The sequence below is a fragment of the Streptomyces sp. NPDC018263 genome (genome assembly GCF_055562575.1).
This window is the reverse complement of sequence record NZ_JBVHFA010000002.1, coordinates 57,656-75,749: the sequence shown is the minus strand read 5'-3', so window position 1 is coordinate 75,749 and position 18,094 is coordinate 57,656. Positions and strand designations below refer to the sequence as shown.

The following is an 18,094-nucleotide window of genomic DNA, read 5'->3' as shown; positions in this document are numbered from 1 at the left end:
TGACGCGGGTAGACCGTAGCGCGGATTGACATGCGCGCAACAGAGTGCGCGGGATGGGCCGCGTCTATGCATATACCAGATGCTCGGGCTCCCCTGACCGCATATGCGTACTCGACAGTCACTATTGACACGCAGATGCGCAGCACGACCTCATCCCGCCACCCCCGCCTCGGTTTAAGCTGCGCGCGTGCCTCACCAGCCCATCCCACCCACGTCCGCGCTCCTGAGTTCCGGCGCCCCGGAGCGGGCGGGAATCAGACGACGGCTTCTCGGTGCTCTTGTGGCCGTCGCCGTGCTCGCCGGGTCCGCGACCATCGCGGTTGCCCTGACCGGTTCGGAGCCCTCGACACGCAGGCCCGAGTCCGGTGTCGGTGCGCGGACGCCCGAGTCCGACGCGCCCTCGGCGTCGGCGCGTACCGCGGGACGGGAGTTGGGCTTCGGGCTCTCCTTCGGTGACTCACTGACCTGGATGACGGACGACGAGCGAGCCCGTGCCATGGCGGACGCCGGGGAACTGGGCGTGCACTGGCTGCGGGTGGACCTGTCGTGGCGGAACATCCAACCCGACTCCCCGGACCAGTACCTGTGGGAACGCTTCGACCCGGTCGTGAGCGCGGCCCGCGCTCATGGGCTCGAGGTGCTGCCCACCCTCTCCTACACCCCGCGCTGGGCTGCCGATCCCGGCTGCGCGAGTGCCGGCCAGGCATGCCCGCCCGCGGACAGCGACCGGTTCGCCGAGTTCGCCCGTCAGGCCGCCGAACGGTACGCGCCCAAGGGCGTGCACACCTGGGAGATCTGGAACGAGCCCAACATCAAGCCCTTCTGGCAGACCGGTCCGGACGCAACCCGCTACACCGCGCTCCTGCGCGCGACCGCTTCCGCCGTCCGCTCCGCCGACTCCGACGCGTACCTGCTGCTGGGCGGTCTCGCCGCCGTGGACACCATCCCCTCCAAGCAGTACGTGTCCCACAAGACGTTCCTCGCCGAGCTGGGCCGTCTCGGCGCGCTGAAGCAGGTCGACGCCGTCTCGTACCACCCCTACACCTATCCCCTGCTGCCCAGCGCGAAGACCGCGACCGGTACCCGCTTCGAGGACATCGACCGCACCAAGGACAGCCTCGTCGACATCCTGGCGCGGTACGGCGAACCCCACATGCCGATCTGGCTCACCGAGACCGGTGCGCCCACCTGGTCCCAAGGCAGCGCGGCGGACAGTCAGACGGCGCGGAACACCGGTCACGTGACGCCTCGGCTCCAGGCCGAGATCGCCACGGACACGGTGACCGCTGCGGCGGCGACCCCCTCGGTGAGGGCCGTGTTCTGGTTCTCGTACCGGGACGGGGGCCCCGAGACTCCGGCCAGCCGCAAGTCGCAGCACTACGGGCTGACGTACTACGACGGTCGGCGCAAGCCCGCCTTCGACGCTTTCGAGAGGGCTGTCCGTGCCTATCGTGCCAAGCACGACCAGGGGAACTAGAGGGTCCGGAAGAGTTCCAGGTACCGGTCCGTCAGGTGCGGCCAGGCGTAGCGCTCCTCGGCGGTGCGTCGGCCCGCCGCTCCCAGCCGGTCGGCCAGCTCGCCGTCCGTGAGCAGTTCGGCGCAGGCCACCGCCAGGGCTCCGGGGTCTCCGGGCGGGACCAGCAGTCCGGTCTCGCCGTCGTCGACCACATGCGGGATACCGCCCACGGCCGAGCCGACGACCGGTGTCGCGCACGCCATGCCCTCCACCAGGGCCATCCCGAAGGACTCCGCCTCCGTGAGCGAGGGCAGCACGAGTACGGCCGCCGTGCGCACCGCGTCCGCCAAGGCGGCCCCGCTCAGCGCCCCCGGCGTCTCCAGCCGCTCGGCGACACCGAGTTCGGCCGCGAGCGCACGCAGGCCGGGCAGCGCGTCCCCGTCGCCGACCAGCCGCAGCCGTGCCTCGGGCACGTCGGCCGCGAGCCGGGCGAAGGCACGGACGAGCACGTCGACGCCCTTCCACGCCGAGGAGCGGTCCATGCGCCCCACATAGGCGACGGTTCCAGGGCGCCGGGAGGCCGGGACGCCCGGTGTGAAGCGGTCGGTGTCGACGCCGGGGGTGATGCGCAGGGCGTGCGGCTGTCCCTCGGCCAGGGAGACAGGGGACACCGCGACCAGGCGGCGGGCACGGGCGAAGACCCGGGGCAGGAGGGCGCGCTCGTACAGGCCGATCAGCCGGTCCGCGAGGCCGCTATCCCGTTCGCCCTTGTGCATGGAGCCCGCGTGATAGGTCAGCACGGTGGGCCGACGGCCGGCCACGGCGATCGCCAGGTCACCGAGTCCCGGAACCGGGGCGTGGGCGTTGACCACGTCGGTGCCGGTCCGCGCGAACCACCGCCGCAGTTGGAGCGGCCACAGCGGGCTGAGCGGGGTGTTGGACAGCTTCAGCCAGGCGCCCAGCCGGACGACCAGCACGCCGTCCTCAGTGCTGACGCGGGTGCGCAGTCCGCCGTCGAGACGCGTGGTGATCACCACGGCCCGCATCCCGGCGTCGGCGGCGACGGCGGCCGCCAGGCGCGCGGTGTACTGCTCCACTCCCCCGATCTTCGGCGGGTAGTAGGGCATGACGACGGCGACGGTACGGCGGCGGGTCACACCGCCTCCCGGAGCCGGGCGGGGAACGACTGGGCACGGGCGACGTAACCGGGCAGACGGGCGGCCAGGATGTCGAGGTAGGGCGCGGAGTCCTTCAGGAGCGGTTCCGTCAGCGCCCACAACCGGTCGTGGGTGACGTCGGCGATGGGCAGCACCCACTCGCCGAGACCCAGGTCGGCCATGATGCCGCGTGTCTTGTGCTCGTACTCGATGGCCACGCACGGGACACCGCTGGTGAGCGAGAAGATCACCGAGTGGAAGCGGGTGCCGAGCAGCAGGGCGCACTCGTCGTAGAGGCCCTTGAGGTCGCGGTGGTCCACGACCTCGTCGACCATCAGCGGGTCACCGGCGCAGTACCCGGCGATCCTCCGCTCGCAGACTCGGTCGTCGTCGCCCAGGTAGTCGGTGCTGACCTGGGGGATCAGGAGCGCGCGGGCACCTGTGGCCTGGACGGCGTCGATGGTGCGGGCGAGTTCGCGTTCGTAGCGTTCCTGGGCGGCGGGGGCCAGCCAGCGGCGGGCGGTGATGCCGACCAGCCGCTCGTCCGGGCCGACACCCAGCCGGGCCCGCCAGTCGGTCCGCCGCTCCGGCTGGAAGGCGAAGCCCGCGTCCACCGCCCGTTCGACCCGGTCGGCGGGGATCCCGCACGCCAGCAGCTCGCCCACGCTGACGTCCTCACGGGCGAGCACCGCGGCCGAACGGCGCATGACCCGGCCGACCAGACGGCGCTGGGCGGCGGCCGGGAACGGGCCGAAGGACTGCGGCGCCCAGACCACCGGTACGTCCGCCCGCTGGGCCAGCAGCGCCGGGAGCAGGACGAAGAAGACGTTCTGATAGCCGTCGAGGCCGGGTCGGGCCAGGACATAGCCGCCGCCCATGGAGACGACCAGGTCGGCGCTGGAGACGGCGTCGGCCTCGCGCCGGGCCCCGGCGGGCAGCATCCGTAGGGCCGCGCGGGCGAGCGGGCCGGGGAGTGCCACGGCGGCGGTGCCGACGAGACCCGTCAGTGCCTTGCGCAGGAGGCGGCGCGGCAGTGTGACCGTGCCGTCGGCGGCGTACCGGCGGATGGAGCCGATGTTGGGTGTTCCCTCGAACTCCGGGTGCACGGAGGTGTCTTCCATGCCCGCGATCACCACATCGGCGCCGGGGAAAGCGTCTTGGACGTGCCGCAGGCACACGGAGAGCAGCGCGGCGTCGCCCGCGTTCTCGCGGACGTACGCGTTGATCACCACGATGTTCACGGGGCGAGCCTCTCGGGGCTGGGATGGGCCCAGGCGGGGCCGGTCGAGCGGGCGGGGACCGCGAGGTGCGGGTCCTCGGACAGGTGCGGGGGCTCCACGCCCTCGGCGACCACCGGGAGCGGGGCTGTCTTCGTCCGGCCGCGTGCCAGGCCGGCCGTGGCGAAGACGCCGGCGACGGTGTTGCCCACGGCCCAGGAGCAGCCGACCCAGACAAGTCCCCGGTCGGCGACGGCCGCGCTCAGGCCGATGGACAGGACGGCCATGAGGGTGTTGGCGACGATCAGGCTGCGCATCCGCTGGGCCAGCTTCAGCGCGAAGCAGGCCCAGGTGTTGAGGGCGACGGGCAGGGCGGCGATCGCCAGGACGGTCAGCAGGGTCCGGGCGTGCGTGGCGTACTCCGCGCCGAACACCCGCAGCAGCAGCCCCCCGCCGACGACCACCAGGACGGCGGCGGGCACCTGTACGGCGGCGATGATCCGGGCCGAACGGAGGATCAGCTCCCGGAACCGGGACTCTTCGTGCGACACCTCGGAGAAGACCGCCTCGCCCACGGCGGTCGAGACGGCGTTCAGCATGGCCGCCATCTGGAAGGCCACGAAGTAGTAGCCCGCCTCGGCGGCGCCCAGATGGTGCAGCACGATCAGCGGCATGGCCAGCACCGGAGCCAGGTTGATCAAGTTGGAGGCGTGACTGGCCGCCGAGAAGCGGAACTTCTCCCGCAGCCGGGTGCCCCGGGTGCGCAGGTCGGCCCGGAAGCCGAGGCGGCGCCTGATCACCACCAGCGCGACGACCGCCGTCACCACATAGCCCACACCGGCGGAGGCGACGATGCCGAAGACGCCGAGCCCGGTGAGGACCGCCGGCACGGCGACCTTGGCCGCGCCCTGGGTCAGCCCGTCGATCAGGACGTTGTACTCGGGGATGCGGGCGGCGTTGAACACCGACCGCACCAGCATGCTCGTGGCCGCGAAGCCGCAGAAGACGGCGAAGGCCGCGGCGGAGACCCAGTCGTCCCGGACGAACTGCAGTTTGGCTCCGTACCAGGGCAGCCCCAGCAGGTAGAGCCCGCCCGCCGCGCAGCCGACGACGGCGACCATGAGCAGGGCTCGGGTGATCTGCGCGTTGCGCGCCTCCCGCTCGGCCGGGAAGCGGATCAGGGTGTTGTTCAGGCCGAGCAGGCTGAACGTGGCCAGCAGGGAGGTCGCGGAGATCAGCGAGGTGGCGAGGCCGACCTGGGCGGCGGTGTAGAAGCGGGCGACGACCACCCAGAACACGAAGCCCAGGCCCGCTGTGACGACGGTGGAGACGAGCAGGAAGAAGGAGTTGCGGTAGATACGGTCGCCCGAGCGGCGGTGACGGCCGCGCTCCGGTGCCGTCGTGGCGTCGGTGGCCTCGCTCATCGGCGTGCACCGCCCCGATAGTGCGCCAGGAGCGTCCGGACGTGGTCGTCCCAGGCGAACGCCTTCTCCGCGTACGTGCGGGAGTACTCGCCCATGAGGGTCCGGCGCTCCGCGTCGACCGCCAACTCGGCCAGCGTGCGACCGAGTTCGGTGTGATCGCGTGGAAGCAGGGACACCCGGTCGCGGTCCAGGAGGTAGGGGGCGTAGCCGGGGTCGTCGGTGGTGACGACCGGCAGCCCGGAGGCCATCGCCTCCTGGACGGTGAGGGGGAAGCCCTCGGCGGTGGAGGGCAGCGCGAACACATCGCAGGCGCGGTAGGCGTCGGCTACGGCCTCCGGGGACTGGGCGCCCAGGTGATGGACGCTCTGCCGGCCGGTGACGGCCCTGGTGTCGCCGTCGCCGCAGAGGACGAGGTCGTACCCCGCGTCGGGGGTGTGCGCGGCGAGGAGCAGGTCGTATCCCTTCTTGGGGACGAGACGGCCCACGAACAGGACGAGGACGCGGTCGGCGGGCAGGCCGAACCGCTCGCGGGCCAGGGCCTGTTCGGCGGCGGAGGCCGGGGGCCGGAAGTGCGCCGTGTCCACGCCGTTGGCCAGGTGGTGGGCGCGGTGCTCCCGCGCGCCGTGCCGGCGTACGAAGCGGGCGACCGAGGCGTTGAGGGTGAACACCGCGCGGGCGCCCCGCAGCAGTACCCGCCCCGGCCCCCCGTACACCGCGCGCTGGACGGACCGCACCAGGCCGGAGGGGTGGTCGACGAGGGCCACGTGCTGGGTCAGGACGTACGGGGTGCGGGTGAGCCGGGCGGCGAGGCCGGCCGCCCACGAACTGAGGTAGAGGCAGTCGTGGATGTGTACGACGTCCGCCCGGCGCGCCAGGTGCAGTGCGGTCGTGACCAGGGCGGGCGAGAACAGCGGGAAGGGCACCCCGGCCCGGCGTTCCGCACCGTTCCAGGCGGCCACGCGCACCACGCGTACCCCCTCCTCGACCGTGGTGGAGGAGCGGTCGGCGCTGGTGAGGACGGTGACGTCGGCGCCCTGCGCGGTCAAACCCCTGGCCTCGCGGTGGACGACGTTCTCGATGCCGCCGACGTGTGGCGGGTAGTAGTGGCTGACCAGCAGGACCTTCAGTGGTCGTGCGCTCATCGGTAGATCACCGCTCCCCCGTTGCTGTAGATCAGGTCCCGGGAGTCCAGGACGGCCATCGGGTACCGGTACGTGATCAGGTCACCGCCGTAGAACACGGTGACCTCGCCCGTGCGCGTGGGCGTGGTGCCGAGCAGCACGTACGAATCGGTGCGCAGCGCGGCCGGGTGGACGTCGGCGAGGGTCGGATGCGTGAGAAGGGCCTGGAGCCTGCTGTAGGTGAACCGGTCGGTCTGCGTCACCCCGGTGCCCTCCTCGGTCAGCCGCGCGTCCAGCCACAGCGCGGCCCGGCGCTCCCCGGCGTGGGGGTAGTAGATGGCGTAGTACTGGCCGGTGTTGGAGAGCTGGAGCTGCGCCGGATAGCCGCCGAGTGCCTTCGGCACCACCCCGGACAGGTCGAGGAGCAGCCCGGCCAGCAGGGCGCAGGCGAGCGGCACGGTGCGGCGTCCGGCCCAGCGCAGCGCCCACAGCGTGGCGGTGGCGAGGAACGGCGCGAAGAAGAACAGCCCCTGCTGGAAGGCGCGCAGCAGGCTGTAGTCGACGGAGAGCTGCGGCACCAGCGTGAAGAGGGCGACCATGCACCAGGCGCCGACCGCGATGGTGACCTGGTCCCGCACGGGGCGGAAGGCGGACCGGCGTGCCCACACCGCCACCACGAACCCGGCCATCGCCATCACCTGGAAGAACAGCGCGGCCGCCTGACGAAGTCCGCCGTTGAGGCCGGGCACACTGATGCCGGCGCCGTCGAGTACCCGTCCGGCGGCGGTGAGCTTCATGGCCGGTACCGGGACGACGGGCGTGGTGACCGCCTCGATCTCCTTCTGCGGCAGGTGGTCCCCGCTTGCCCGCTCCGCGGCCGTCTGTTTCAGCAGATCGGCCTGGTACTCCTTCATGCGCTCGGTGGCGGGCACCTTGCCGCCGCCGAAGATGCTGTAGGCGGTGTCGGACGAACCGGCCTCCGACTTGCCGCCGAGCACCGCCGACGCCACGGCGTGCAGGGTGCGCTGGGCCTGGCCGCCGGTGTGGGTGAGCGGTCCCGCCCACAGCAGGGCGAGCACCGCGGGGACGGCCACGACCCACCAGGTGAGGAAGGAGCGCATCCGGTCCTCGCGCCGCCTGCGCCGTGAGCGGTTCCGGCCCCGCCGGGAGGCCAGCCGCCATGCCTTGTCGATGAGGAAGGAGACGGCGAGCGTGCCGACCACGACATAGGTGGTCGAGTAGTGCGACAGCACGATGCCGCCCAGCAGCACCACGAAGACGACGCGGCGCGAGCGCAGTGGGCCGCGTGAGTCGGTGAGCACGACCATCGCGCATCCCAGCAGCAGGAAGGCGATCTCCTGGCGGCCGAGGTACGGCATGTCGGTGAAGAACGTCGGGAAGACGACGAAGTACACCGCCGACATCAGCGCGACCACGCGGGGAGCGACGTTGCGTACCGCCCGGTGCACCAGCACCGGAGTGAACGCGAACAGCAGCGGCAGCACGACCTTGAAGATCGCGGTCTCCGGCAGCGCGGTGAGCTGGAAGACGCTCACCGGCAGCATGGTGATGCTCAGACAGGCGTTGTACGGGTCCGTGTAGGCGCCGATGTCCCAATACTCGCCACCGAGAGTGAGCCGGAAGTACAGAAACTCCTTCTGGATGTCGTGGCCCGTGATGTACTGCCCACGCAGCGAGGTGAGCAGCAGCAGCGCGGCCGACGCGCAGTAGAGGCCGACTTCCAGGGCGGGCACGGGGTAGCGGCCCCTGCGCAGCAGGAGCAGCGTGAACAGCGCGGCGACGACAACGATGGCCACCGTGCTGACGGCACCGCCCAGGCCGTTGTTGAGCCGGATGGGTCCGGCCACGGAGAGGACGAGGGCGGCCCCGCCGAGGAGGAGCACCGGTTTCACCCCGCGCGTGGTGAAGATCCCTTGTCCTGGCGGGCGTTCGGCCCGTTTCGGTTCGGGGGCGAGCACTCCGAGCACGATCAGGGCCGCGGCGGTGGCGATCGTCAGGATGAGCCGGGTCAGCGGGCGTTCGACGCCGAGCGGCGGCAGGGCGGTGTTCACGGCCAGCGCGACGGCCATGTCCGTCATCACCGTGAACCCCACCGCGGTCAGCAGCGCGGCGGTGCCGGTGGTCACGATGCGACCGGCCACGTCACGCCAGAGCAGTACCGGCGCGCCGAACAGCAGCCACAGCCCGGCCAGGGTGTGCAGCGCGGCGGGCGAGTGGGGCACCAGTTCGACGACGCAAGCAGGCGCCAGGCTGAGCAGGACGGCGAACCGGCGATGGAACAGCGGACGCCGGATGCCGCGGTCCGGCCTGGACTGCCCCTCCTCGCCGGCCGACGGGCGCGGAGCGGGCTCGGGGATGCGCAGCGTCAGGGTCTCCCTCGTCGTCACAGACCCGCCTCGGCGTATACGTCCTCCACCAGCCGGGCGACGGTCTCCCAGGAGTGGACGCGTGCGCGCTCGGTGCTGGCGACGGACAGCCGGGCCCTCAGCGGCAGGTCGGCCGCGACGGAGTCGATGGCCTCGGCGAGGGCGGCCGGCTCGGGCGCGGCCAATACGCCGGTGCCGCCGACCAGTTCACGGGTGCCCGGCACGTCGGTGGCGATGACCGGCAGCCCGGCCGCCATCGCCTCCAGCACGACCAGGGGCATGCCCTCCCGGTCCGACGGCAGCACGAAGGCGTCCGCGCCGGCGTACGCCTTGACGAGGTCCTCCCCGTGGAGCCCGCCGCTGAACTCCGTGTTCCGCAGCCCGAGCCGGTCCGCGTGCGCCTCCAGCCGGCCGCGCAGTTCCCCGTCACCGACGATCCGGAGCCGTACGTCCCGCCGTACGAGGCTCAGTGCGTCGATCAGCCGGGCCACGTTCTTCTGGGCGTCGAGCCGGCCGACGTACAGCAGGTTCAAGGGCCCCGGCCCCGGTACGCGCGGCGGCATGAAGTAGGTCTCGGCCACACCGTTGGGCACCACGTGCACGCGCTCGGCGGGCACCCGGTAGGTCTCGGTGAGGAAGGCAGCCTGCGCGTCCGTCAGCGCGATGACACCGGCGGCCGCGCGCAGGACGCGGCCGAAGACGTGCTTCTTGTAGTACGGCAGGAGGGCGCCCAGTGGTCCGGAGGCGTCCACGTCGAGGTGGAAGTGGAGCACGAAGCGGGTGCCGCGCAGCCGGGCGGCGAGGGCGACGGTTTCCGGCAGCAGGGCGTGCGCGCAGTGCAGGTGGAGGACGGCGTCCTTGGGCAGCCGGGTCAGGTGCGCGGGCAGGCCGGGGGCGATGGCGGTGTGAGCCACCTCCACCGCGCGGTGCCGATGCACCATGACCCCGTGCTCCCGCGCGGCACGCGGTGCGCCTGCCGAGCCGAGACCGGTGGTGAGGACGCGTACGTCGTGCCGCTTGGCCTGCTCACGCGCCAGATGGGAGACGACGCGTTCGAGCCCGCCCAGGTGTGGGGGGTAGTAGGGAGTGATCTGGACGATGGTGCGCATGAGGCTTCCCCGTGGGCTGGGTGCGGCTCCGGTGAGCGGGCGGGTGGTCCGTGGGCTGATGGCCGAGGGTGGGGCGCTCAGCGCAGATGGGTACGGAGTCTTTGCGGGTGTCCTGGCAGCGTCACTTCGACCAGTTCCGCGCTCCCCTTGATGCGCAGCCGGACGTCGACACCGATCAGTGCGCCCGGCTTGGTGGTGACCGTCTCCGTGCGGGAGGCCAGGCGGTGCCCCTCGGCGTCCTGGGCCCAGACGCGCACGGCGTGCCGGCCGCCTGTCTCCCCGTGCTCCACGAGCCTCAGCGGCACGACCAGCTCGTGGCCCTGCGCATACGGTTCCTTGGCGAAGTACAGCTCGATGTAAGCCTGTTGGCGCTCGGTGAAGGAGTCGCGGAGCACGGACCGCGCTTCGGGGACCGACCAGACGGCTCCGCACAGCCCGAGCACGGCCAGCACGGCCGCGACCGGTGCGAGAACCCGCCGCAGCGGCCCGCCGCGGCCGACGGCGGTGGGCTGCCGGGCATCCTGCTTCCCGGCAGCCCACCGCTTCGGCCCGCCTTCGGAGGGCGGTCCGCTCACGCCAGTTCCAGAGGTGCCTCGTCGGAGGCGCGCTGGCTCGGCATGCTGGGCAGCGTCACGACCGTGTTGAGCTGCTCGGCCTTCTCGACGGTGCGCTCGGAGACAAGCCGGGTCCGGGCGTTGAGTTCCTGGATCGCGGCGGTGGCACGCTCGGCCGCCTGGGCGGCCCTCGCGGCGGCGGCCTTGGCGCGCGCCACCTCGGCCAGCGGGACCATGCGCACGGACGTGGCACGGAGCCGGTTGTCGCGGAGCTTGTGCAGGAAGAGCTGACGGAGATTGGCGACCCCGTCGGGCAGTGCGTTCAGCTTGACCTCGCCGCCGCGGACCCGGTACTCGATGGGCACCTCCAGGCAGCGGAAGCCGGCCCGGGTGGCCGCGTTCTTGATCTCCTGGGAGAACGCCATGCCGGGCGAGCGGACGTCGATGGTCTGCCAGACATGGCGCTGGAAGATCCACATGCCGGACTGGGAGTCGCGCAGCCCGTTGCGGAACAGGACCCGGCTCAGCGCGCTGAGCGCGTGGTTCGCCACCGTGTGGGACGGCTTCATCGCGCTCCGGTTCTCGACCCCGAGCCGGTTGGTGGTCATGAACTCGACCTGGCGGGCGTCCATCATGACCAGCAGATGCGGCAGCGCGTCGAACGGGTACGTGCAGTCCGCGTCGCCCGTGGCGATGACGTCGCCGCCGGCCGCGTCGAACCCGGCCTGGTAGGCGTGGCCGTACCCGCGCTTGGGCTGCGGGACGACGGTGGCGCCGAGCGACGCGGCCACCTCGGCGGTGGCGTCGGTCGAGGCGTTGTCCACGACGATGACTTCGACGGTCCAGCCGGCCTCGGCCAGTTCCCGGCGCGGAATGGACGCCATCACCGTCGGCAGATTCTCGGCTTCGTTGAGCGCGGGAATGATGATGGACAGAGATCTCACAGAAGGCCCCCCTGGGCAGGCGTGCTTGTAAGGCACCACTGGGAACGACGGGCCCCCTTGCCCGCTCCCTCCGGTGTCTCGACCCGCGTCTCATGACACGAGCCCACCCCACACCGGTGGGACTCCCCTGCCTGCGGCGCACCCCTACGCACCGCCGAACTGATGCCTATTTCAAGTAACTTCAGCGCACACTAGCCGACCCTCACTCCATCTACACAACTCCTTGACGGAGTTGTTATGGATGTCTCAACACGTCCCCCGCGCGGGCCAGAGCACATCGCACCGCAGCCTCCAGTGGACGTTGGACGCCATCACGCCCGGCCTCCGGCCTGGCCCGTGCCCGGTCCGTCCGGGCGCCGACACGCCCTCGTCGGTGGCGCAGCGGGTGCTGGAGCGGATGGACGCCATGATCAGCGAGACGGACGACGAGGGGCGGCCGGTCGCGTACAACCGGGTGGCGGGTGTGGTGGTCACCGGCAACGAGGACGGCGCCCACCACGTGATCAGCGAGATCGACGGCGCCCTCGGTGACATCGGGTACACGATCCCCGGCCAGGCGTGGACCTACTGGCACCTGGGTCCCGGCCCGGGCCCGGACTACCTGGACGAGGAGCGCGGCCACGACTGGGCGGCCTCCACCGGGCGGGCCATGGCGTCCAGCCTGTTCCACACGGCGCGGGCGCTCGCCGCGCACCCCGTGCCCGCTCCCCCGGCCTGACCGCCGAGGGGTCAGACGCCCGCGCCGGCGTGCCGGTCCTCGGTGGTGGGGCCGTACCAGTCCAGGCAGAGCACGGTGGCGTCGTCGTCGACGCGGTCGCCGCAGGCCGTGACGACCGCGGCGACCATGATGCGTACGACCTCGCGCGGGTGCTCCGCGGCGGTGGCGCGCAGCAGCGCGGCGAGGTCCACGGACTGCGCCCGGCGTTCCTGCATGCCGTCGGTGTAGAGCAGCAGGCGGTCGCCGGGCCGCAGATCGAGGTCCTGCACCTCGTACGGTCCGCGCTGTCCGGCCACGCCGAAGGGGAGGTTGACGTCCAGCGGGATCTGCTCGACCACGCCGTCGCGCAGTCGCAGCGGCAGCAGGTGCCCGGCGTTGACGATCTGGGCGCGGCTCCCGTCGAGGGCGATGCGCAGCAGTTGGCCGGTGGCGAAGGTGCGCCGGCCGTGGTCCAGCAGGGCCTGGTGGACGCGCTGGGCCTGCTCACCGAGGCCGGTCCCGGCCCGGCGGGCGCCGCGCGAGGCGTTGACCAGCAGGGTGGCCATGAGGGCGGCGTCGACGTCGTGGCCCATCGCGTCCGTGATGGACAGGTGCAGGGTGTCGTGGTCGAGGGCGTAGTCGTACGTGTCACCGGCGCTGCTGTCCGCCAGGACCAGGGCACCTGCGAGCGCGAACTCGGCGGCCTCGCAGGAGGGGGCGGAGGGCAGGAGCTGGCGCTGGATCTCGGCCGCGAGGCTCACCGGGGTGGTGCGCTGGCCCCAGTGGTAGAGGTCGGTGAAGCGGCGGTCGGTCACCACGATGTACGCCAGCGCGTGCGCGGCCTCCTCGACCTGCTCCAGTACCTCCTCGGTGACCTCCGGCAGCCACAGTTCGAGCACCCCGATGGTGTCGCCGCGGTTGGTGACGGGCGCGAGGACCCGCTGTCCCTCGCCGCCGTCCGCGACCCGCACCAGTTTCTGGGTGCGCAGGACCTCGTCGTAGACGCTGCCGGCCAGCGGGATCTGGTCGGCGCGGCGCCCCTGCTGGATGGACGTCTCCTCGGTGACCCGCACCACGCGGCGCCCGACGACGTCGACGAACAGGAACGAGACGTACCGGGCGCCGAACCTCTCGCGCAGGATGCGCGCGACCACGTCGAGGGAGGACACCGGTGCCGCGGCACCCGCCGCCTCCAGCACTTCGGCCAGTCCGATCCTGTCCCGCTTCACATGCGCCTCCCTGAGTCGACCATTCTCCTTCCCGTCGGCCGGACCGGCACACGAGCGTGATCCGTGTGGGCCCCCTCACTCGACGACCGGCGGCGTCGACCGCATGCCCCGGCTCCAGCGCAGCGTCAGCCGGATCAGCCCGGCCAGGGTCAGCAGCCAGGTGGCCGCGAAGACCCAGAGCAGGACGGGGTGCGCGTAGGCGACCGCGACGGCCAGCAGGGTGAGCGAGACGACCGCGAAGACGATCACGGCGGCGGTCAGGGCACGCCACCGCCGGCCGCCCGGGGCGGCGAGCGGGGCCCGCATCTCCTGGAGCCGGCGGGCGAGCGCCGGGTCACGGCCGAGCGACCGCTCCATGTCGGCCAGTACGCGCTTCTCGTACGGGGACAGCCGGACGTCCTTCACGGCGAGCACCTCCTGCCGGGAGCCGTCACCTGTGCTTCCGGCGACCGCCCGCCCCCGGATGCGGCGGCTGTCCGCGTGATGCCGTCGTGCGAGGCGGGGGCCGATGCGGAGGGGCCGAATCCGAGGGCGGTCAGGCCGGCCAGGTGTACCCGAGGGAGAAGTCGACCACCACGGCGAAGGTCAGGTACATGCACCACACGGCGGTCAGGAGGCGGAACACGCCCATGAGCCGTTCCAGGGCGGGGACGCCGACGAAGGTCACGAACTTCGTCGCGTAGACCAGGAACAGCCCGATGAAGAGCACCCCGACCGGCCAGGAGTGCGCCGCGAAGAAGACCAGGATGCCGAGCGCGCCGAGCACCATGAACGAGATCGAGAAGCCGACGTTCACCCGTGGGTCGTTGCCCCGGTAGCGGTCCCAGCCGAGGGCGAACCAGTGGATGCCGTACGCGGAGAAGGCAAGCGAGGCCATGTACAGCGGCGGCTCCCGGAACACCTCGAACCAGGTCAGGCCGATGGCGAGGATGATGCCGGTGACGAACTGGCAGAAGCCCGGCATCCAGATGGCCCAGGTGCCGAGCGCCCGGTCCACGGCCTCGCCGCGGGGCGGCCACCCGAACGCCTCCTGGAGACCCCAGATGAGGTAGCCGGTACCGAGTCCGAAGAAGCCGAGGGCCAGCGGCGGGTACGCCGACGTGGTGAAGGTCACGTCCATGCGTCTCAGTGTCGCGAAGGGGGCCCCGGCCTGCATCTCCGGCGTCCCCTTGCGGGTCAGGCGGGCGACGTGGACCGAGGGCCCGGTGAGGTACGCCGCCCGGACCCGCCGGGCGGGCGATGGCGCCGCGATCCCGGACGCCACCCCGTGCCGCGATCCCGGGCAGCCGGTCAGTGCCCGGCGCCGAGTTCGATGCACAGGACCCCGACGGCGATGAGGCAGATGCCCGCGCCCATGACCTTCGTGAGGGGTTCGCCGAAGAGGGCGCGGGAGGCCACGGCGGTGAGGGCGACACCGGCGGCGGCCCAGATGCCGTAGGCGACGCCGAGGGCCATGCCTCCGTCCAGCGCCAGGGTGAGGAAGGTGAAAGCGGCCAGGTAGCCGGTCACTGTGCCGGTGAGCCACCTCGTGCCGCGACCTCGGGAGGCCATGCCCAGGCACAGCGTGCCGGCGACTTCGATGAGGATGGCCGCGGCGAGGAAGGCCCAGGTCACGAGGGTGCTCCTTCCTCACGGGAACGGCGGGCGCGGGCGGACTGCGCGCCGAGTTCGACGCAGAGCACGCCCGCGATCACCAGGGCGATGCCGATGCCCATGACGCCGGTGAGCGGGTCGCCGAAGAAGAGGGCGGCCAGGATCGCGGTGAGGGCGACACCGCAGGCGCCCCAGATGCCGTAGGCGACACCGAGGGCCAGTCCGGCGCGCAGCACGAGGGCCAGGGCGACGAAGGACCCGACGTAGCCGACGACAACGAGGACGTAGAGCGCCGGACGGTCGAGGGCGCCGCGCAGGGAGAGGGTGGCGCCCACTTCGAGCAGGATCGCCGTGGTGAGCAGCAGCCACTTCCTCATGACGCGCGGCCCCCCTCCAGCAGGCTCTCCACGACGTTCAGCAGCTCGGCGCGGTCGCGTCCGGGGACGGGGAAGACGCCGGTGGCGGCGGCCGTCCAGTACCCGTCGGCCAGCAGCCGGGCCGCCGTGAGCCGGGCCCGCGTGGCGCCCGGCAGGCCGTCCGGCAGGGTGAGCCAGGGCTCCATACGGCGCACCCAGGTGTCGGTCAGCGCGGTGCGGTAGTGGGCGTCGGTGTAGACGGCGAAGTCCGCGCGGTCGAAGGGGGCGTTCAGCGCGACCTCGACGTGGGCCCGGATGCGCTGGGCCGGGGTGGCGGTCTCCAGGGGCCGGCCGAGCTGTTCGAGCAGCAGCCTCTCCCACCGGTCGGCGACATGGCCGACGACCCCCAGCATCAGGGCTTCCTTGGTCGGGAAGTGGTACATCAGCCCCGGCTTCGACAGCCCGACCTCCTTGGCCGCCGCCTCCAGCGTGATCGCCCCGCCGCCCTCGGCCCGGAGCAGGTTCAGCGCGCCGTCGAGGATGCGCTGCTTCGCGTTCTTGGCCATGCCTCGACTTTACCAACCGGTTGGTAAAGCTCGCATTCACTGGACCGTTCGGTCAAGAATGGATACGGTTCCCCCGTGGCCAGGACCAAGGAATTCGACCCGGACGCGGCACTCCAGTCAGCCCTCGAACTGTTCTGGCGACGCGGCTACGAGGCGACCTCGATGGCGGACCTCGTGGAGCATCTCGGCATCGGCCGGGCCAGCGTCTACGCGACCTTCGGCAACAAGCACGACCTGTACCTGAAGGCGCTGGACCGCTACAACGAGCACCGCGACCTGACCCTCCTGCACGAACTGTCCCAGCCGGGACCCGCCCTGCCGGTCGTCCGGGCGGTGGTGCGGCGCTTCGCGGCCGAGGCGAGCAGTGAACTCCTGCGCGACAAGGGGTGTTTCGTCACCAACACGGCAGTCGAGCTGGGCACGGACGACCCTGCCGCGGCCGGCCGGGTCAGGGCGAGCTGGGACCACATCGAGACCCTGCTGCACTCGGCACTGGTCCGGGCCCGCGCCCAGGGCGAGCTGGCCCCGGACAGCGATCCGCAGGCCCTCGCCCGGATGCTGCTGGTGCTGATGCAGGGCCTGCGGGTGGCCGGCAAGGCGTCGAGCGATCCGGGGCGGGTACGGGACGCGGCCGAGCAGGCACTGAGGCTCCTGGATTGAGCGGGCCTCGCATATGGAACGATCAGTCAACTATGGGGAGTCGTCACCGTGACCGCACGCTTCACCGGCAGGACCGTCCTCGTCACCGGCGCGGGTTCCGGCATCGGCCGGGCCGTCGCGCTCGCCTTCGCGGCTGAGGGGGCCTCGGTGGTCGCGGCGGGCCGCACCGCCGCCCCGCTCGAAGAGACGGTCGCCCTGATCGAGGCTGCCGGCGGCAAGGCGGCCGCGATCACCGCCGATGTGAGCCGCTCCGCAGAGGTCCGGGAGCTGGTCCGCCGTACCGTCGAGCGGTTCGGCCGCCTCGATGTCGCGGTCAACAACGCGGGCGTCTTCCGGGGCGGCAAACCCGTGGCCGACCTGCCGGAGCAGGACTGGCGGGCGCTGCTCGACACCAATGTCAGCGGGGTCCTGTTCAGCCTTCAGGCCGAGGTCGCCCAGATGCGCACCCAGCCCGAAGGCGGGGCGATCGTCAACATCGCCTCCAACCTCGGCGCGCACCGGCGTGCGCCGGGCCTTGCCGCGTACATCGCCACCAAGGCGGCCGTCTCCGCGCTGACCCGTGCGGCCGCGCTGGACCACATCGCCGACGGGGTGCGCGTCAACGCGGTGAGCCCCGGCCCGTCCGACACCGCGATGTCGCTGCGGCCGGGCGAATCGGACGCCGACCGGGCGGCACGGATGAAGGACGTGGCGCCGCTGGGGCGGGTGTCCTCCACCGCCGAGATCGCGGCGGCGGTGCTGTACCTGGCCTCGCCCGACGCCGCTTCCGTGGTCGGGACCGACCTGGTCGTGGACGGGGGCGCGGCGGCCTGACGCGGTTCACCGGCGGCGGCCTTGACGCGGCTACCAGGGGACGACGCCCGCGTCCTCGAAGAACGCCCCGCTCGGCCCGTCGTCGGGCAGGGTGGCGAGCCGGATCGCCGTGGCCGCGCCCTGCTCGGGGGTGCGCGAACCCGCGTGCCCGTTGAAGTCGGTGGCCACCAGGCCGGGACACATGGCGTTGACCAGGACGCCGGTACCGGCGAGCTGCCGGGCGTACTGCACGGTGAAGGCGTTGAGGAACGTCTTCGACGGGGCGTACGCCGCCATGACCGGTCCGACCTCGATGTCCGGGTCCGCCTGCCGGGTCAGGGAGCCGACGGAGCTGGAGACGTTGACGATGCGCGGCGCGGCCGAGCGGCGCAGCAGGGGCAGCATCGCGTTGGTGACCCGGATGACGCCGAGGACGTTGGTGTCCACGACGGTGCGGACCAGGCCGAGGTCGATCGTGGTGGGGTCCTGCACCCAGTCCGGCCCCAAGTCCCCTGAGATCCCGGCATTGTTGACCAGGACGTCCAACCCTCCGGCTCGCTTCTCGATCAGCGCCGCCGCCTCGGCCACGCTCCGGTCGTCGGTCACGTCCAGCGGCACCCCGAACGCGTCCACCCCGGCGGCCCGGAGCTTCTCGACGGCGGCCTCGCGCCGCGCCCCGTCGCGGGCGCCGACGCCCACCCGGAAGCCGAGGGCGCCGAGCCCGGCCGCGATCTCGTACCCGATTCCCTTGTTCGCGCCGGTCACCAGCGCGGTCCTCGCTTCGCTCATGTTCCGATGCTCGCTCGCGCACCGGGGGTGGTGCCAACACCGA

General features: G+C 72.2%; 19 protein-coding genes. 4 read left to right on the top strand and 15 right to left on the bottom strand.

What is annotated here, in order from left to right; translation table 11 throughout:
- Positions 1-187 precede the first annotated feature (187 nt).
- Entirely contained in the window at positions 188-1,477 is a 1,290-nt protein-coding gene (locus ACZ3HQ_RS05125) for a cellulase family glycosylhydrolase (RefSeq protein ID WP_467508136.1), read from the top strand.
- Here the strand turns inward: ACZ3HQ_RS05125 and ACZ3HQ_RS05120 are convergent.
- The 8 genes from ACZ3HQ_RS05120 to ACZ3HQ_RS05085 form a co-directional block, all read right to left on the bottom strand.
- Complete coding sequence (locus ACZ3HQ_RS05120; RefSeq protein WP_467508135.1) at positions 1,474-2,613, bottom strand: glycosyltransferase family 4 protein; 1,140 nt, start codon at positions 2,611-2,613, stop codon at positions 1,474-1,476. The genes ACZ3HQ_RS05125 and ACZ3HQ_RS05120 overlap by 4 nt on opposite strands.
- On the bottom strand, positions 2,610-3,854 hold the full coding sequence (locus tag ACZ3HQ_RS05115; RefSeq protein ID WP_467508134.1) for a polysaccharide pyruvyl transferase family protein: 1,245 nt from the start codon (positions 3,852-3,854) through the stop codon (positions 2,610-2,612). The genes ACZ3HQ_RS05120 and ACZ3HQ_RS05115 overlap by 4 nt, the downstream gene beginning before the upstream one ends.
- Complete coding sequence (locus tag ACZ3HQ_RS05110; protein ID WP_467508133.1) at positions 3,851-5,254, bottom strand: lipopolysaccharide biosynthesis protein; 1,404 nt, start codon at positions 5,252-5,254, stop codon at positions 3,851-3,853. The genes ACZ3HQ_RS05115 and ACZ3HQ_RS05110 overlap by 4 nt, the downstream gene beginning before the upstream one ends.
- On the bottom strand, positions 5,251-6,396 hold the full coding sequence (locus tag ACZ3HQ_RS05105) for a glycosyltransferase family 4 protein (protein WP_467508132.1): 1,146 nt from the start codon (positions 6,394-6,396) through the stop codon (positions 5,251-5,253). The genes ACZ3HQ_RS05110 and ACZ3HQ_RS05105 overlap by 4 nt, the downstream gene beginning before the upstream one ends.
- Entirely contained in the window at positions 6,393-8,783 is a 2,391-nt protein-coding gene (locus ACZ3HQ_RS05100) for a hypothetical protein (RefSeq protein WP_467508131.1), read from the bottom strand. Before ACZ3HQ_RS05100 ends, ACZ3HQ_RS05105 begins: the two co-directional genes overlap by 4 nt.
- Positions 8,780-9,871: a glycosyltransferase family 4 protein gene (locus ACZ3HQ_RS05095; RefSeq protein WP_467508129.1), complete on the bottom strand. Its 1,092-nt coding sequence runs from the start codon at positions 9,869-9,871 to the stop codon at positions 8,780-8,782. The genes ACZ3HQ_RS05100 and ACZ3HQ_RS05095 overlap by 4 nt, the downstream gene beginning before the upstream one ends.
- Positions 9,872-9,948: 77 nt before the next feature.
- Positions 9,949-10,446: a hypothetical protein gene (locus ACZ3HQ_RS05090; RefSeq protein WP_467508127.1), complete on the bottom strand. Its 498-nt coding sequence runs from the start codon at positions 10,444-10,446 to the stop codon at positions 9,949-9,951.
- A complete protein-coding gene (locus ACZ3HQ_RS05085) occupies positions 10,443-11,369 on the bottom strand; it encodes a glycosyltransferase family 2 protein (RefSeq protein ID WP_467508126.1) in 927 nt (308 codons plus the stop codon). The genes ACZ3HQ_RS05090 and ACZ3HQ_RS05085 overlap by 4 nt, the downstream gene beginning before the upstream one ends.
- A gap of 241 nt (positions 11,370-11,610) precedes the next feature.
- Between ACZ3HQ_RS05085 and ACZ3HQ_RS05080 the strand changes: the two genes are divergently transcribed.
- Entirely contained in the window at positions 11,611-12,087 is a 477-nt protein-coding gene (locus ACZ3HQ_RS05080; protein WP_467508125.1) for a flavodoxin family protein, read from the top strand.
- An 11-nt stretch (positions 12,088-12,098) separates the two neighbouring features.
- Here ACZ3HQ_RS05080 and ACZ3HQ_RS05075 read toward each other — a convergent pair whose 3' ends face one another.
- The 6 genes from ACZ3HQ_RS05075 to ACZ3HQ_RS05050 form a co-directional block, all read right to left on the bottom strand.
- On the bottom strand, positions 12,099-13,295 hold the full coding sequence (locus tag ACZ3HQ_RS05075; protein ID WP_467508123.1) for a SpoIIE family protein phosphatase: 1,197 nt from the start codon (positions 13,293-13,295) through the stop codon (positions 12,099-12,101).
- A gap of 75 nt (positions 13,296-13,370) precedes the next feature.
- On the bottom strand, positions 13,371-13,700 hold the full coding sequence (locus tag ACZ3HQ_RS05070; protein WP_467508121.1) for a DUF3040 domain-containing protein: 330 nt from the start codon (positions 13,698-13,700) through the stop codon (positions 13,371-13,373).
- 130 nt (positions 13,701-13,830) lie between these two features.
- Positions 13,831-14,415: a hypothetical protein gene (locus tag ACZ3HQ_RS05065; protein ID WP_467508119.1), complete on the bottom strand. Its 585-nt coding sequence runs from the start codon at positions 14,413-14,415 to the stop codon at positions 13,831-13,833.
- Positions 14,416-14,585: 170 nt separating this feature from the next.
- Positions 14,586-14,909 carry a DMT family transporter gene (locus ACZ3HQ_RS05060; RefSeq protein ID WP_467508117.1) on the bottom strand — a complete coding sequence of 108 codons (324 nt, stop codon included), beginning with the start codon at positions 14,907-14,909 and terminating at the stop codon, positions 14,586-14,588.
- Positions 14,906-15,265 (bottom strand): DMT family transporter, encoded by a 360-nt coding sequence (locus ACZ3HQ_RS05055; RefSeq protein ID WP_467508116.1) that lies wholly within the window; start codon positions 15,263-15,265, stop codon positions 14,906-14,908. Before ACZ3HQ_RS05055 ends, ACZ3HQ_RS05060 begins: the two co-directional genes overlap by 4 nt.
- On the bottom strand, positions 15,262-15,810 hold the full coding sequence (locus ACZ3HQ_RS05050) for a TetR/AcrR family transcriptional regulator (protein WP_467508114.1): 549 nt from the start codon (positions 15,808-15,810) through the stop codon (positions 15,262-15,264). The genes ACZ3HQ_RS05055 and ACZ3HQ_RS05050 overlap by 4 nt, the downstream gene beginning before the upstream one ends.
- Before the next feature lie 75 nt (positions 15,811-15,885).
- Between ACZ3HQ_RS05050 and ACZ3HQ_RS05045 the strand changes: the two genes are divergently transcribed.
- Positions 15,886-16,470, top strand: coding sequence for a TetR/AcrR family transcriptional regulator (locus ACZ3HQ_RS05045; RefSeq protein ID WP_467508112.1), 585 nt, complete (start codon positions 15,886-15,888; stop codon positions 16,468-16,470).
- A gap of 48 nt (positions 16,471-16,518) precedes the next feature.
- Positions 16,519-17,283 (top strand): SDR family NAD(P)-dependent oxidoreductase, encoded by a 765-nt coding sequence (locus ACZ3HQ_RS05040; RefSeq protein WP_467508110.1) that lies wholly within the window; start codon positions 16,519-16,521, stop codon positions 17,281-17,283.
- 30 nt (positions 17,284-17,313) lie between these two features.
- Here ACZ3HQ_RS05040 and ACZ3HQ_RS05035 read toward each other — a convergent pair whose 3' ends face one another.
- Positions 17,314-18,051: an SDR family oxidoreductase gene (locus tag ACZ3HQ_RS05035; protein WP_467508108.1), complete on the bottom strand. Its 738-nt coding sequence runs from the start codon at positions 18,049-18,051 to the stop codon at positions 17,314-17,316.
- Positions 18,052-18,094: the final 43 nt, after the last annotated feature.

Bases quoted from the DNA above. Each gene is read 5' to 3' on its own strand.
- ACZ3HQ_RS05110 (WP_467508133.1), bottom strand. From the start codon at position 5,254: ATGAGCGAGGCCACCGACGCCACGACGGCACCGGAGCGCGGCCGTCAC.
- ACZ3HQ_RS05105 (WP_467508132.1), bottom strand. From the start codon at position 6,396: ATGAGCGCACGACCACTGAAGGTCCTGCTGGTCAGCCACTACTACCCG.
- ACZ3HQ_RS05095 (WP_467508129.1), bottom strand. From the start codon at position 9,871: ATGCGCACCATCGTCCAGATCACTCCCTACTACCCCCCACACCTGGGC.
- ACZ3HQ_RS05080 (WP_467508125.1), top strand. From the start codon at position 11,611: ATGTCTCAACACGTCCCCCGCGCGGGCCAGAGCACATCGCACCGCAGC.
- ACZ3HQ_RS05065 (WP_467508119.1), bottom strand. From the start codon at position 14,415: ATGGACGTGACCTTCACCACGTCGGCGTACCCGCCGCTGGCCCTCGGC.
- ACZ3HQ_RS05055 (WP_467508116.1), bottom strand. From the start codon at position 15,265: ATGAGGAAGTGGCTGCTGCTCACCACGGCGATCCTGCTCGAAGTGGGC.
- ACZ3HQ_RS05050 (WP_467508114.1), bottom strand. From the start codon at position 15,810: ATGGCCAAGAACGCGAAGCAGCGCATCCTCGACGGCGCGCTGAACCTG.
- ACZ3HQ_RS05035 (WP_467508108.1), bottom strand. From the start codon at position 18,051: ATGAGCGAAGCGAGGACCGCGCTGGTGACCGGCGCGAACAAGGGAATC.